Origin of the sequence: Dactylosporangium siamense, assembly GCF_016862795.1 — a bacterium.
In the GTDB taxonomy this organism is placed as follows: domain Bacteria; phylum Actinomycetota; class Actinomycetes; order Mycobacteriales; family Micromonosporaceae; genus Dactylosporangium; species Dactylosporangium siamense.
The window spans coordinates 20,285-33,971 of record NZ_BONQ01000150.1 but is presented as its reverse complement, the minus strand read 5'-3'; the positions used below and the strand labels follow the sequence as shown (position 1 = coordinate 33,971).

Annotated in this window: 15 protein-coding genes; 3 read left to right on the top strand and 12 right to left on the bottom strand. The window is 64.1% G+C overall.

The window, feature by feature from the left end; translation table 11 throughout:
- The first annotated feature begins 48 nt into the window (after positions 1 to 48).
- The gene (locus tag Dsi01nite_RS45840) at positions 49 to 486 is read left to right on the top strand and encodes a hypothetical protein (protein ID WP_203852761.1); all 438 of its coding nucleotides are present in this window, start codon (positions 49 to 51) and stop codon (positions 484 to 486) included.
- 479 nt (positions 487 to 965) lie between these two features.
- Here the strand turns inward: Dsi01nite_RS45840 and Dsi01nite_RS45835 are convergent, their stop codons facing one another.
- The 3 genes from Dsi01nite_RS45835 to Dsi01nite_RS45825 all read right to left on the bottom strand — a co-directional run bounded on the left by Dsi01nite_RS45835 (position 966) and on the right by Dsi01nite_RS45825 (position 3,655).
- Positions 966 to 2,336, bottom strand: a complete 1,371-nt coding sequence (locus Dsi01nite_RS45835) for an ISL3 family transposase (RefSeq protein WP_203852760.1) — start codon at positions 2,334 to 2,336, stop codon at positions 966 to 968.
- Positions 2,337 to 2,530: 194 nt separating this feature from the next.
- Positions 2,531 to 2,944, bottom strand: coding sequence for a hypothetical protein (locus Dsi01nite_RS45830; protein ID WP_203852759.1), 414 nt, complete (start codon positions 2,942 to 2,944; stop codon positions 2,531 to 2,533).
- A gap of 90 nt (positions 2,945 to 3,034) precedes the next feature.
- Entirely contained in the window at positions 3,035 to 3,655 is a 621-nt protein-coding gene (locus tag Dsi01nite_RS45825) for a pyridoxamine 5'-phosphate oxidase family protein (RefSeq protein WP_203852758.1), read from the bottom strand.
- Between the two features lie 79 nt (positions 3,656 to 3,734).
- On the opposite strand from Dsi01nite_RS45825, the gene Dsi01nite_RS45820 reads away from it, so the two are divergent.
- Positions 3,735 to 5,081, top strand: a complete 1,347-nt coding sequence (locus Dsi01nite_RS45820) for an aspartate aminotransferase family protein (protein ID WP_203852757.1) — start codon at positions 3,735 to 3,737, stop codon at positions 5,079 to 5,081.
- 38 nt (positions 5,082 to 5,119) lie between these two features.
- Positions 5,120 to 6,391: an MFS transporter gene (locus tag Dsi01nite_RS45815; RefSeq protein ID WP_203852756.1), complete on the top strand. Its 1,272-nt coding sequence runs from the start codon at positions 5,120 to 5,122 to the stop codon at positions 6,389 to 6,391.
- A 381-nt stretch (positions 6,392 to 6,772) separates the two neighbouring features.
- Here Dsi01nite_RS45815 and Dsi01nite_RS45810 read toward each other — a convergent pair whose 3' ends face one another.
- The 9 genes from Dsi01nite_RS45810 to Dsi01nite_RS45770 all read right to left on the bottom strand — a co-directional run bounded on the left by Dsi01nite_RS45810 (position 6,773) and on the right by Dsi01nite_RS45770 (position 13,595).
- The gene (locus tag Dsi01nite_RS45810; protein ID WP_203852755.1) at positions 6,773 to 7,513 is read right to left on the bottom strand and encodes a hypothetical protein; all 741 of its coding nucleotides are present in this window, start codon (positions 7,511 to 7,513) and stop codon (positions 6,773 to 6,775) included.
- A gap of 476 nt (positions 7,514 to 7,989) precedes the next feature.
- Entirely contained in the window at positions 7,990 to 8,469 is a 480-nt protein-coding gene (locus Dsi01nite_RS45805; protein WP_203852754.1) for a hypothetical protein, read from the bottom strand.
- Between the two features lie 181 nt (positions 8,470 to 8,650).
- Positions 8,651 to 9,100 carry a hypothetical protein gene (locus tag Dsi01nite_RS45800; protein WP_203852753.1) on the bottom strand — a complete coding sequence of 150 codons (450 nt, stop codon included), beginning with the start codon at positions 9,098 to 9,100 and terminating at the stop codon, positions 8,651 to 8,653.
- Positions 9,101 to 9,574: 474 nt separating this feature from the next.
- Positions 9,575 to 10,423, bottom strand: coding sequence for a polymorphic toxin-type HINT domain-containing protein (locus tag Dsi01nite_RS45795; protein ID WP_203852752.1), 849 nt, complete (start codon positions 10,421 to 10,423; stop codon positions 9,575 to 9,577).
- Between the two features lie 500 nt (positions 10,424 to 10,923).
- Positions 10,924 to 11,568, bottom strand: coding sequence for a hypothetical protein (locus Dsi01nite_RS45790; protein WP_203852751.1), 645 nt, complete (start codon positions 11,566 to 11,568; stop codon positions 10,924 to 10,926).
- Positions 11,569 to 11,727: 159 nt separating this feature from the next.
- Positions 11,728 to 12,018 carry a hypothetical protein gene (locus Dsi01nite_RS45785; protein WP_203852750.1) on the bottom strand — a complete coding sequence of 97 codons (291 nt, stop codon included), beginning with the start codon at positions 12,016 to 12,018 and terminating at the stop codon, positions 11,728 to 11,730.
- Between the two features lie 85 nt (positions 12,019 to 12,103).
- Entirely contained in the window at positions 12,104 to 12,637 is a 534-nt protein-coding gene (locus tag Dsi01nite_RS45780) for a hypothetical protein (RefSeq protein WP_203852749.1), read from the bottom strand.
- A complete protein-coding gene (locus Dsi01nite_RS45775; protein ID WP_203852748.1) occupies positions 12,621 to 13,136 on the bottom strand; it encodes a hypothetical protein in 516 nt (171 codons plus the stop codon). Before Dsi01nite_RS45775 ends, Dsi01nite_RS45780 begins: the two co-directional genes overlap by 17 nt.
- Before the next feature lie 6 nt (positions 13,137 to 13,142).
- Complete coding sequence (locus Dsi01nite_RS45770; RefSeq protein WP_203852747.1) at positions 13,143 to 13,595, bottom strand: hypothetical protein; 453 nt, start codon at positions 13,593 to 13,595, stop codon at positions 13,143 to 13,145.
- Positions 13,596 to 13,687 lie beyond the last annotated feature (92 nt).

Here is a 13,687-nt window from a genome sequence, read left to right as displayed (position 1 = left end):
GTTGGACTGCCTCGCATTACTGGCAGTCTTGATCCATTGCGGTCGCCTATGCTCCTTCAAGAGAGCCAGGTGCTTGATCTAAGGGTCGACCTACTTCGATCAACAGCGGCAATACTACTTGAGCTGAGGGCTGCGTTCGACCACCTCACGGGCAATACCGCTGTCATGGTGCTTCGCGGTGCCGGGGCCGTGCGGTGGATGGTTGCGGATGAGGTGGGCGAGCCGCTGACTGCATGGGCAGTCGTGGGCGCTTCAATACGGCAACTGACTGGCGGGTTCGAGGTTTCTCTCGGACTATCTCCTAATGCTGAGCTTATGGTCACTGCTCAGGCACTTGAGTACTACTCTCTCGAAGCAAATGTTGGCGAGGTAATCCCGGACTATACAATTGATAGCGAGGAGACTATTCGCTCCGCCGTGGCGGGTTGGGAATCAATTGCAACACCGCGAGAATTCTCGTCCCTGGCACTAACGAAATCTGAGTGAGCTGTGACCAATAATCTGAGCCGACGGGCGAAGTTTGTCGAGGCGGCAAACTGCTGGCCCAGGTTGACAGCGAAGTTTCGCTTCATAAAATGCGGGTAAATTGCAGTTCGCCAATATCTGGCGCAGTTACCGATCTGTTTACGGATCGTGGTTCTTGAGCAACCCTGCGTGCCGGGGGCGTGGGCGTGCGCTCCGGTTGCAGCTGTAAGCACGTATGCCAGCGCTCATCGCGCACGGCAGGCATCGAGCAACCCCGTATCTGTATTCTGACGCGGAGATCCGCGCGTTGGTGCAGGCGGCCGAGAGGTTGCGCACCCGGGTCTACGCAACGACCTATCCGGTGTTGATCAGTCTGCTGGCCGTCGCCGGCATGCGGTTCGGTGAGGCGGTCGCGTTGGACGTCAACGACTTCGACCCCCAACACGCCGGGGCTTGTCAAGTTGTCGGCTCTGGCGCAGAAACGGTGGTCTCGGCCAGTCTCATGCGAGCAGGATTCGTTGGCGTAGCAGAGCGAACCCGGCTCGGCCGTACATCTGCCGTTTCAGGAATTTGACCTTGGTGTTGGCGCCCTCGATCGGGCCGTTGCTGTAGGGCAGGGTCAGCCCGGCGACGACGGCGGGCAGGTCCATGCGCAGGCCGTGGACGAAACCGTGCAGGGCGGGCAGGTCATCGGCGTCGACGGTCGCCATCCAGGCGTCGAGGTCGTGGCCTCGGCGTTCCGTGAGCATGCCGGCGAACTGTTCTACCCGTTCGGCGAGGACGGTCAGGTGCGCGCAGTCGGTGAGCAGATCCCGACGATGCGCCTGATGCTGGGCGAGAAGATCGCTGTTCCTCGACATCAGCCACGAGACCAGCCAGCGCGGCGACGGTGGCGTGCGTGCTGCGTCTGCGCGGCCTTGATTGAGGTACCGGACGAGGAGGTTCGCGCTGCCGGTGTAGCCCAGTTCGCGGATCTCGGCCAGCAGCCGCGTCACCGGCACGCCGGGGTCTTCCGCGCGGCGGCGGCGCAGATGATCCCGGAACGGGTCGACGAGCGTGTCGCGGTAGCGCGGCGGTCGTTGCAGTTGCTCGGCGGAGGCCGCGCGGGCGTAGCGCTTCACGGTGTTCAGCGCCCAGCCGAGTAGCCGAGCGCATTCCAGCAGGCCATGACCTTGACCGAGGAGAACGTGCACGGCCCGGTGCCGCTCGAGGGTGCGTTCGTCCAACGGCTGTTGCGGCCGGACCGGACCGTCACGCCAGCAGCTGCCGTGCGCGATCACCGTCTTCTCCACGGCCTTGGCCAGGTTCGACCACAGATGCCACCGGTCGCTGACCTGCACCGCGTGTGGTGCTCCGGCGCGGATTGCCTCGGCATACGCTGCGGATCCGTCGCGGCAGACGACCTGCACTTCGGGGTGCTGGCGCAGCCATGCGGCCAGGGTGTCCGCCCTGCGGTCGGGCAGGACGTCGACCCGGCGGTGGGTGACCGCGTCGATCAGCAACGTCGCATACCTGCGACCGCGACGCAGCGCGAAGTCATCAACGCTCAGCACCGCCGGAACCGGCCCGGCCGGGACAGGCAAACCGATCAGGACCCGCAGCACGGTGCAACGCGAGATCCGCACGCCGAGGCGGTGCAGCATCGCTGCGCCGGCCCGCCCCGCCGCGACGACGGCGAGGTCGCCGACCAACGCGGTCAGCTGCCGGGTCCGCCGCGCCCACCGGGTCGTCAGCTCGGGCACCTGCTCACGGAACGTCTGCTGCGAGCAGTCTGCGGTCAGGCACCGCAGCCGCCGGACCCGCACCTCGACCACGACCCCACGCCCCGCAACCGGCAGCGCAGCAAGCCGACGGCGGTGATACGCATGCACCCGCCTGTGTCAGCTCGCGGCCATGTTTTCGACCCCGAAGACCACGTGCGGCAACAGTGAGCCATCTTCATCCTGTGCAGCGACTGCTCTCGACGCGGTGTAGGGCGAGGACCCTTGCGGACGAGACCAGGAACGAGGCCGGGTAGTCCCACAGGTCGGCGACCCGGCCGAGCACCGGCTGGGCCTCGGGTGTTTCAGGTGTGGACGTGCTTGGGTGGAAGCCGGCCGACGTCGGCGATCCGGTGTCCGCCGTCGGCGTTGCACCACCACGTCGGTGTTGCCGAACTCGCGTCGGCGGACCACTGTGGTCCGGCGCGGTCAGACCGCACGTGCAGACCGAGATCATGCCTTGGGCAGACGGGCCACAGCGTGCCCAGGACCACCGCCAGCAGGTCCTGCGCTGCTTCGGCCGCCGTCCACAGCGCGGCGGCGTCCTCCCCGCCGTCCAGCTCCGGCCCGCCGCCCCAGGAACTCCCGTCATCGAGGACGACGACGTACGAGCCGTCGACGTCCTCGAGATGGAGTTGCCGCCGTACCCCGCCGGCCTCCAGGTCACGTTGGACGAGCGCCAAGGCGTCACGCAGTCGGGCCGATGGCTCGTGCTCCACGTCAACTCCGTATACGTCGGACGCGACCTGTGCGTGATCACGGAACCGGGCCGGGACGCCCTGCCTGGGTTCCGTGATCACGGGCGGTGGTCAGGGTGTGGCGTAGAGGCCGCGGCTGTAGCGGTCCTCGGCGTAGTACGCCTCGAGGTCCTCGACCGACTCCGGGGTGTCCTGGACGCTCTTGATGAGCTTGGCGTGCGACGGCAGGGCCTCGGGGGTCCAGGTCTCCGGCTTCCAGAGCTTCGAGCGCATGAACGCCTTCTGGCAGTGGAAGTAGATGGTGTCGATGTCGACGACCAGGGCCAGGATCGGCCGGTGCCCCTCGACCACCATTTCGTCGAACCACGGCGCGTCGGAGAAGACCCGGACGCGGCCGTTGATGCGCAGCGTCTCTCGGCGGCCCGGGATCAGGAAGATCAGGCCGACGTGCGGGTTGGACAGGACGTTGTGGAAGCTGTCGGCGCGGCGGTTGCCGGGGCGCTCGGGGACAGCGATCGTGTGCTCGTCGATGACGTGGACGAAGCCGGGCGGGTCGCCCTTCGGGGAGACATCACAGTTGCCGTCGGCGTCGGACGTGGCGACGAGGACGAACGGCGACAGCGCCAGCCAGTCCCGGTCGGTCTGGGTGAGGGTGCTGCGTTCCTTGCTCACGGCCCGGGGCATCGGCGACCCGAGCAGGTCCTCCAGTTCGGCGATCGAGGTGATCTGCATGATCTCAAGGATACGGGCGGTAACAAGCTGTAACAGTGAAGATATTGTACGGGCCGACGTGTGCCATTAGCGTCGGCTCATGACCGGACACACCCCCGAAGCCGACGCGTACCGTGACGACCGCGCGCACGTCTTCCACTCCTGGTCGGCGCAGCGGGCGCTGGACCCGGTCGTCGTCACCGGCGGCCTCGGCAGCACGTTCTGGGACGCCGAGGGCACCAGGTACCTCGACTTCTCCTCGCAGCTGGTCAACCTCAACCTCGGGCACCAGCATCCCAAGGTCGTCGCCGCGATCCAGGAGCAGGCGGCGACGCTGTGCACGATCGCGCCGAGCTTCGCCAACCCGACCCGCAGCGAGGCCGCCCGCCTCATCGCGGAGGTGGCACCCGGCGACCTGTCGCACGTGTTCTTCACCAACGGCGGGACCGAGGCCAACGAGCACGCCGTGAAGATGGCCCGGCTCACCACGGGCAGGCACAAGGTGCTCGCGGCGTACCGCTCGTACCATGGCGCCACCACCGGCTCCATCACGCTGACCGGCGACCCACGGCGCTGGGCCAACGAGCCCGCGATGCCGGGCGTCGTGCGGTTCTTCGGGCCGTATCCCTACCGCTCGTCGTTCCACTCCGACAGCGCCGAGCAGGAGACCCAGCGGGCGTTGCAGCACCTCGAGGAGGTGTTCACGTTCGAGGGGCCGCACACGATCGCCGCCGTCATCCTCGAAACCGTCGTCGGGACCAACGGGATCCTGGTGCCGCCGCCCGGATACCTGAAAGGGGTCCGCGAGCTGTGCGACAAGCACGGCGTGCTGCTCATCTGCGACGAGGTGATGAGCGGGTTCGGCCGGTGCGGCGAGTGGTTCGCGGTCGACCGGTGGGGTGTGGTGCCGGACCTGATCACGTTCGCGAAGGGCGTCAACTCCGGCTACGTCCCGCTCGGTGGCGTCATCCTTGGCGAGAAGGTGTACGAGACGTTCGCCGAACGCCCGTTCCCCGGCGGTCTCACGTATTCCGGGCACCCCCTCGCCTGCGCTGCCGCGATCGCCACCATCGAGGTCATGCGCGACGAACGGATCCCCGAGCGGGTCCGGGACCTCGGCGAGCGGGTTGTCGGGCCACGGCTGGAGAAGCTCCGCGACCGGCACCCGTCGGTCGGTGAGGTCCGCGGCCTCGGCCTGTTCTGGGCGATCGAGCTCGTCCGCGACCGGGAGACCCGCGAGATGCTGGTGCCGTACAACGCCTCCGGTGCCGCCGCCAAGCCCATGGCGGACGTCATCGCCGCCTGCAAGGCCCGCGGGGTGTGGCCGTTCACGCACTTCAACCGGGTGCACGTGGTGCCGCCGCTGGTCGTCACCGAGGAAGAGCTGCTGCAGGGCATCGACGCCATCGACGACGCCCTCGACGCGGCCGACGCGTACGTGGCCTGACCTCACACGTGGCCTGATCGCATGGCACAGTGGCGAGGGTGTTGACGGCATTGCTGGTCCGGCGGACCTACTACCTGCTCACCGCCGGCAACACCCTCGCCGGGTCGCTCATCTGGGGCATCAACACGATCTTCCTGCTGGACGCCGGCCTGTCGAACCTGGCCGCGTTCGCCGCGAACGCCTGCTTCACCGCCGGCATGGTCCTGTTCGAGGTGCCGACCGGCGTCGTCGCGGACCTGTGGGGCCGGCGTGCGTCGTTCCTGCTCGGCACCGTGACCCTGGCCGGCACCACCGGCCTGTACGTGTGGCTGTGGCGCCTGCACGCGCCCTTCTGGCCGTGGGCGGTCGCGTCGCTGCTGCTGGGCCTGGGCTTCACGTTCTTCTCCGGCGCTGTGGAGGCGTGGCTCGTCGACGCCCTCACCGCGACGGGCTCCACCGAGCCCCTGGAGGCGGTGTTCGCCCGCGGGCAGGTCGTCGGCGGGGTCGCGATGCTCACCGGTTCCGTCGCCGGCGGCTACCTGGCCCAACTGACGAACCTCGGCGTGCCGTTCCTGGTCCGGGCCGGCGTGTACGCGCTGATGTTCGCCCTCGCCGCGGTCCTCATGCGGGATCTCGGATTCACCCCCGACCGGAGCCTGCCACCGGTGGCCCGGATGCGCCGCATCGCCGCCGACTCGGTCCGCTACGGCTGGCGCGTCCGCCAGGTCCGCCTGCTGATGCTGGCCGCGCCGTTCACCGGCGGGATCGGCGTCTACGTGTTCTACGCGTTGCAGCCGCACCTGCTCAACCTGTTTGAGGATGAACGCGCCTACGGCATCGCCGGGCTCGCCGCCGCGGCCGTTGCCGGGGCTCAGATCGTCGGGGGGCTCCTCGCCGAACGGATCGGCCGGCTGTTCCCGCACCGGCTGACCGCGTACCTGGCCCTGGAGGCGGCCGGCGTGCTGGCGCTCGTCGGGCTCGGGCTGGCCGGGCAGTTCTGGGCGGCGCTCGGGCTCATCGTGGTGTGGGCGGTGCTGGGGTCGGCCGGGATGCCGTTGCGGCAGGCGTACGTCAACGGGCTCATCCCCTCGCAGCAACGCGCGACGATCCTGTCGTTCGACTCGCTGATGGCCTCGACCGGCGGCGTCGTTACCCAGCCGGCGCTCGGCCGGGTCGCCGATCTGTGGGGGTACCCGGCCTCGTTCCTCGTCTCGTCGGTGGTGTCCGCCTGCGCCCTGCCGTTCCTGGTCAAGGCCCGCAACGGCGACACCACAGACTCAGCCGTACCGGCGACGGCGCCGGACAAACGCGCGGCCGAGCGCCACGAGTAGCAGACGGCAACCGGGGCGGAGATGACATGGAGCACGAGCCACTGACCCGCCTAAAACCACGCAAGATCAAGCGTTCGTCATCGGCCCGAACTCAGTCGGCCGAATTGCCCATTCCTTGAAGCGATCCAAATATCGCCCAACCCACCGTCTTTACGTTCTCACCGTAGAAGCCGTACCTATGATGAAATGCCTTTTCCGACGAGCAATTCAGAAAAGCGAACATCAAGGCGCCACAAAAAGCCCGAAGGTCGATACTGGTCAGCGTCAAATCAATACTCTCTCGTGATCGGAAATCCACTTCCCGCCCCATCAGATCGATGAGTCCGACCGAGACGTCTCCGGCCACGAGGCATGAACGAGTTGCCGCACAGGTCCACAGCCCTATCTCCTGGCAACCAGCAGCCCGTCCAAGGTCATCCCGAGCCGCTCGGCGAATCCAGCAATGATCACGCGAGCGGTCTCGTCGAGTGGAGCGTCCGCAGCGATTTGCAGCATGACCTCCTCGACCAAACCGTCGATGTCCTGAGTGGATACGTCGGCCCGCAACCATCGCATCCACTCCACGAGACTCTCCACGCCGTATCGCACCCGGGCGGCGTGAACGCCTTGGTCTACGGCGCGGCGGATGGTCCGTACCGCTGCCGCGCACCGCTCGACCGGGAAGCTGTGCTCGACCAGGACCACGTCGAGATTCGCCAGCTCCTGGTAGTCGGCGAGTCGGCGGGCCAAGCCGGCCCTTTCGCGCGTCGATGGCAGCCGCTCATCGACCGGATCGAGCACCACCGTTACGACCGAGGCATCCTGTTCACTGTCGGCGCCGACCCGGACGGCCAACGATCCTCCCGGAGCGCAGGCCTGCCACGAAAGGCACGGCGGGCGAAACGTCTCACCCACCACCATCCGCCCCGCCGCCAGCTGAAGCACCGCCGAGGCCACCTCGTGCGCGGTGGGCGGGCCATACGTCCTCCACAGCTCGACCCGCACCGGCCCGACCTGCTGACGCCACTGCACGAAGATCTGCGTCGGTGTCACCTCCGGCAGTTCCGCGGGCGTCGGCCCGTCATCGTCCGGCATCGCCGAGGCACCGATGGTCAACGTGCCGTTGTCCACCTGGAATTCCACGGTGCACAGCTTCACTCAGGCCTCCCCGAATGCCTCGGGATACTGGTAGTAGTTGCCGCACCGGGCCGGGTATGTTGCATGACGCTGGCGCCGTCGCTCACGGTGGCGAGGTGACCTTCGCTGCCCAGGTCCCGATTCGACCAGGTCACCGAGGAGTTTGCGAATCCCCTGATCCGCCACCCGCACTTCACGGCAAGTTGCCCAGCAACCCACCGAAAACGAGGTGGCGACGGTGAGCTCGGTTTCGACACACCTGCCGATATGCCCTGGGTGAAGCAGTCCCACGCGGCGGTGATCCCCCAGCTCATCCATGGCGATCCGGCCGAGCGTCTTCGCCACCGCGATCGGCTACCACCGAACCACCGGCGCGACCAACATCGCCCACGCCACCGGCCACTCACACGAACTGATCACTATCGTGAACAGCCAATACCCGAGAACGCAATGATCCCGAATGGACACGGCCTAATCGGCAACTACCAAGTGCGCCACTCGTCGGTCAGGTCGTCGCGAACAAGGCCGTGACGAGCAGATAGAGCATCGAGGTCCACACCCGATTCCGAGATTGTTCGGTCAATGTACTCGCAGAGCACGTCTCGCTCACCAGTGGCAATTGCATCGGAGTCATACTCATCATTTAGCATGTTGAGCATTGAGACAACCGCTTGAATAACTGCCAAAACATTGGTATCTGACTTTACGGTCAACTCGGAAACGTTTCGCTCGAACGCGTCGAAGACGTCATCAAATCGCTGAAGCAGGTCAGGCGGAAACAACTTCGCCGTGACAGCGAAGTCCTGCTCCAGAGCACCTGAAGCAACAAGTCGGGCCTCCTCGGCTATACCTTCGCGCCACTCACTTGATGGCCTTTTCGCCAATTCAACCCACCTCAACCGCATTTGCCGCCAGGACCTGTTCCAAAAAGCTTGTACATCGCGGGATTCCGCGCGTTGCATGGAAGGTTAGCCTTACCACCAAACTCGTCGAAAACCTCACTTTGGAGCTGATTTAGGCGCTGGCGTCGTAGATGTAGCTGCTGACACCGGCGCTTTCGCTCACCGTGACTTCCGCCCGTGATCACGGAACTTCGGGCGGGGCTTCCCGGCCCGGTTCCGTGATCATGCGAAGTTCGGCACCCTACTCCACAGCGCCGTCCCGTGCCGGTCTCAGCGCTCCGCCGCGCATAGCTGGAAATACGATGCCCGCCAGCTTCCGCTGAACCGATCGTAAACTCTGCACCGTACCTTCATCCGACAAACCGGTGGTCGTCGACCACTCATACCCGGCGCCGACAAGATCGCTGGCGAAGGCGAGCTCGAGCGCGAGCAGCGCCCGCGTCCAATCGCGTGGAGTCAATGCTCCATCTACCCCTAGCGAACGCCGTATCTGCATGCAGTCTGACACCATGCTGGTGGCATCACTAAAGCCCATGGCCACCGCAAACTCGTTCGGAGCATTCGCAGGGCCACCCCATTGCAAGAGGCCAGCCCGCAGCAGGTCGATCTCAATTGCCGACAATTGCAGCTCGTCGACAGAGATACGGCCATCGGAGTCGCTTGCCGCCGAAGTCAACTCAGTCCATTCCAATAATCGTCAAAACCACTGAGAGCGTGGTTAAAGCACTGATTGGACACCACCGACGTACCGAGGGTCTCGGCGATGTACTCGACGTTGCCGGCCTCGTCGTAGCCGTAACCCTCAGTGAGCCGCTCAATCCACGCGCCGGGGCTGGCGGCGTTCTCGGTCTCGATTTTGCTGCTGGTGAGCCGGCCGGAAGCTGGTCAATCGAGGTACGTATCTAGCAAGACATAGCACCGAATCCTGGACATCAACGCTATCATCTCCGCATCCATGACAATTCCATCCTGAGGGCTTCGCGGCGTCCAGCCAATACTGAGATTGACTTCACTATCGGTCATTTCCTCCAGGACCCCCGCTTTGCTCTGAAGATAGTCCTTCGCAATCTGGAGCTGCTCATTCAATGCAACGGCACTGTCCGCGGTTAGGTCTACTGCCCACAGATTGCCTTGCCTAGCCGAACTCGTCCTACTCAGGAGCTGGTCAATCTCCTGGATAGTCAAGCTTGGGCTCACAATTCGCAAGCTCACTCGCGCCCATGTCTCGCCATTCATTAGCGCTCCCGTAGATGGTCGAAAACATTGCCGATTGAGTCGCTGCTCGGACTTTCGTCGGGCAGCTTGACGTACACCTCACCAGTTTGAGGTCGACAACGACATCGGGGTTGCGTTGCGCGCCGTCGCGGGGCATCCCTTTAAGCTTGACGGCATGAATTGCGTCCTTGATCTCCCGGACTGAGTATCCAAGCCCCTCCGCAATTTTCCCACAGCTACTCGCCGCATTCGGACCACACGTGTTGTGGACGAGAACTGGGATGTTGCCGGCAAGCACATAGTACGTGTGGGTGGTGTCAACTGTGAGGTTGTACATGGTTGCGGTGCTGGTGAAGTTGGTGCGGTCCAGCACACGCACGGTGGTGCCGTCTGCGGTGTAGAGCTGCTCGCCCGGGCTGAGGTCCCCGGCGAAGGTCCAAGTGTGATCGGTGACGCTGTAGAACGGGTGTTCCTGAGTGGTGTGGATGACGGCGGCCGGCCGACCGTCTACGGCGACGGTCAGGTCGGTGAACTGTTCGTCGGTGTTGACGTGCAGGTAGGTGATCTCGCGTGGCGTGGTGTGGCCGGCGTCCGGGTCGGTGGCGATGACCCAGTCGCCGATTGCCAGGGTCTGGATCGGTTTGCTGGTGCCGTCGGCGAGCAGGACCAGCGTCCCGGCGGCGAAACTGTTCTTGCAGGACTTGGCGAACAGTCTCGCGAGTTTGGATTCCTTCAGCCAGGTCTGGACCCCGTCGATCAGGTCGCCGAGAAGTTTGCGGATCCGGTCGGCGACCTTCAACCCCGCCTTGATCCGTCACCCGTACTTCGCCACGAGCTTGCCCAACAGCCCACCGAAGAACGACGTGGCCACCGTGAGCGCGGTCTCCACACACCCGCCAATATCGCCCTTCGTGAAACAGTCCCACGCAGCGGTGATCCCCAGTTCGTCCAACGCGATCTGCCCGAGCGCCGGCGCCGGACAAGCACGCTACTGAGCGCGGGTGATTCCTGGGCCAGGGTCTCGGCAAAGTCGTCAGGCGATGCCATGACTCTGGGGTCCGGTGCCGGTGCGGTCTTCGGCGTAGGTGACGTCGCGGGCCCAGTGGGCTTCGCTCTCTCGATGGACCGAAAGAAAGGCCGCACTCAAAACTCCGCGCCACCCAAAGCCCACCCCGGGTAGCGCAGAACACTCCCGATCGAGAGCATTCCGAAACAGGTTCCGTCAGCCGACCTATCGTTCAGCTGCTCAGTCACTGATTACGCCTGCGGTCCCACTCCGAGAAATGCCGCCACCCACCATCACCCAAGACCTCCGTCCTGCGGAGTTCCTTCCGAAGTGCCGTAGTTTGCGGTTAGGGTGGCGGCATACTCAACCGGAACTGCTCGACCCGCAAAGGACAACGGGAGATACGATTCCAGCGCGCCCGATGCATCCAAGAACGGACCGAACTGCGCGCACCAATCCTTTCGGGCGGCCGCATTCGGGAATCCCTGGAAGACCGCAACCTCGGGATCGCGTTCACCCCAGCAACCCCATCTCCCTGAAGGCCCCGTCACGGCAATGACGTTCGCGGAGATCGAGATGGACCCCATGACGTCGCCGCCCGGCTCAAAGCCGATCGCCCCCCAGTAATCGTCCGCGCCGGCTTCGACAGATAAGGACATTGCCGGGTGAATCCGATACTCCGGGAGATAGAATGCATCGGAGTCCGGTTCCAGAACCAGAAGCTCAACCTGCGTGTCGCCATGCCATCGGGCCATCGCGCGAAGTGCTGGCCAGAGATCCGGGGCGAGTACAGCATCAAACTCGCAGAACAGAGCGCCGCTCAAGCCCCTTCTGAACACTTGGTCAGGCAACCTGGCATCAAGATCGAAGACGGCTGCACAATGAGACCGGACAGCTAGATATGCGTTGCGATCTGCAACCAAATCAACCTCTGGCATCAGTCCTCACCCCGCCCAATCTTGAGATCATCTTTCTTCCTGCCCGCCCTTGTAGAAAGTCCGCCGCCCTCCCGGATTGGCGGTCCTGATCCGCCTGAACCTGGAATGTGTACTGCTCTTGGCAACTCGAATTTGAACGCGCGGGCAACGAATGCAATCTCACCGCCGGCCGACTCTCACGAGCTCGGCGGCCGGCAATGAGTTCGGCATGTGGTCCGTAACCCACGCATATTCGATTGCCGAGAGCCTCCCATCAGATATCCAGACGATCAGCTCGCCAAGATAATTCTGATCCGCATCGTAGACGTAAGCGTTCATCGGGAGAGCGCCGTCGTCTAATGGCGCCGCCGGTACGGCCGAAGGCACGTACAGATCAATACTTGGCGAGCCAGATGGAGGCCATGTGTTCGATACCTGCGCAGCGGCAAGCTGGCGTCTCAGCTCACTCACGCTTGGACAGTCATCAGACAGGACGGCGGTGATGACTTGACGCTCCAAGGGCGTGAGCGGGCGACGGGGGGCAGCCCAGTCCGGATCAGCATTCGCGGTCGTCACCGTGCACCCGGGAATCTCGATGAGTCAAGGCTGTACCTGTTCGTGGAACGCCGTCGACCATTTCACCTCGAATGGTTATCGTCTGATCGTAGATCACTCGTTGAACCTCAATATCTCGCATCGCCTCAGAGCGTCCTCCGGCGGCCTGCACAATGTCTTCAAGTCCGTGTTTCGCGGGATCAATGGCATGCCCCAGGTTGTCGGGCGTATTGGCAAGATTGAAGGCCTCACCCAGTGCGTCCTGCGGCAGCGGCGTGCATCCCGTGTGGTGGACGAGGACGGGAGTCCGACCTGCGAGTACATAGTACGTGTGGGTGAGGTTGTACCTGGTTGCGGTGCTGGTGCGGTCCAGCACGCGCACGCTGGTCTGGATCGGTTTGCTCGTGCCGTCGGCCGAGCAGGACCAGCGTCCCAGCGGCGAAACTGTTCTTGCAGGACTCATGTCCACGACGCCGGGCAACCGAGGCTCAGCAATCTGCGGTTCACTCGGAATGCTGTCATCCCACGGCTTCATCGCCGATTGCCCGCAAGACGTCCGCAAGCCAGACGAGTCCGTAACCAAGAGCTTTTGACTCGTCCTCAAGCATTCCTTGAAGATTTGCCAAAGACTCGGAAACCCGGCCGATCGTGAACTCCCCAGGCACGGCGTAGACGTCGTATCGCTCGGACGCCGGTATCGACCAAAAATAATCCCTTGATACTGTCAGTCCTGTTCCCGAATTCCTGGCAACATGGTCAATGAGCAGCTCGAACACCTGCCTGAGCTGGTCTACTGGTACCCGAACGACGGGTTCTGGCATTAGCATGCTCCGCCAATTCCGCTTGAGATGGGACACCTGCCTGCCGACGATCAGCCGGGAACACACGTGCAGGACGAACGCGGCGTGCACCCAGCCGAAACCGGTGCGCACGTCGGTCGGGTCCGCGACCCACGGCTGGTTCGGATGCTCGGCGGTGAGGTCGTGTCTGATCAGTTCACGAGGCCGGTTGGTGTCGACGGCAGGAAGAGGCAAGCGGTTTCACTTCTTCGGCTTCGATTGTTCCGCTTCTCGACGGATCGGCCCAGTGCGCGGGACTAGGTCCCACCACCACTCGCCACCCGGCCTTCCGCCTCCATCAATGCGGCGCACAGCCATGGACTCATCGGTTTCGGTGTAGCTTCTCAACACGGCGTCCACGCCATCAAGCGCCCGCAAAAAGCCGTCCAGGGAATTCGACCTGGAAATCTCTACTCCATGGGCAATGAAGCTTCTGAGGGAGTATGCGGCGATCAAGTCGTACATGCCCCAGACCGTCCTGTCGGAATCGGGCAGCTCTAGCTCTCTCTCGATGCGGAGCACATGAGCACGCCAACCTGCCAGCAGTGTCACCATCCCGAGGGTGCGACCTGCGGAAACTGAAACCGTGACGCCTTCCAGTCGAAGCACCTCCTCTTCCGTCAAATATCGTTCAAGCCATTCGCCCTCGTGCATTTAATTCTCCTGCCCGGGTAATATGACGTGGATTCTACGGAATATCCCGGTTGACGATCACACGAACACCGTCGTGATCAAATCTGACTGAA

Coding starts and splice junctions, on each gene's coding strand:
- Dsi01nite_RS45805 (WP_203852754.1), bottom strand. CDS start 8,469: ATGCAACGCGCGGAATCCCGCGATGTACAAGCTTTTTGGAACAGGTCC.
- Dsi01nite_RS45820 (WP_203852757.1), top strand. CDS start 3,735: ATGACCGGACACACCCCCGAAGCCGACGCGTACCGTGACGACCGCGCG.
- Dsi01nite_RS45790 (WP_203852751.1), bottom strand. CDS start 11,568: ATGCCAGAGGTTGATTTGGTTGCAGATCGCAACGCATATCTAGCTGTC.
- Dsi01nite_RS45770 (WP_203852747.1), bottom strand. CDS start 13,595: ATGCACGAGGGCGAATGGCTTGAACGATATTTGACGGAAGAGGAGGTG.
- Dsi01nite_RS45840 (WP_203852761.1), top strand. CDS start 49: ATGCTCCTTCAAGAGAGCCAGGTGCTTGATCTAAGGGTCGACCTACTT.
- Dsi01nite_RS45825 (WP_203852758.1), bottom strand. CDS start 3,655: ATGCAGATCACCTCGATCGCCGAACTGGAGGACCTGCTCGGGTCGCCG.
- Dsi01nite_RS45780 (WP_203852749.1), bottom strand. CDS start 12,637: ATGAAGCCGTGGGATGACAGCATTCCGAGTGAACCGCAGATTGCTGAG.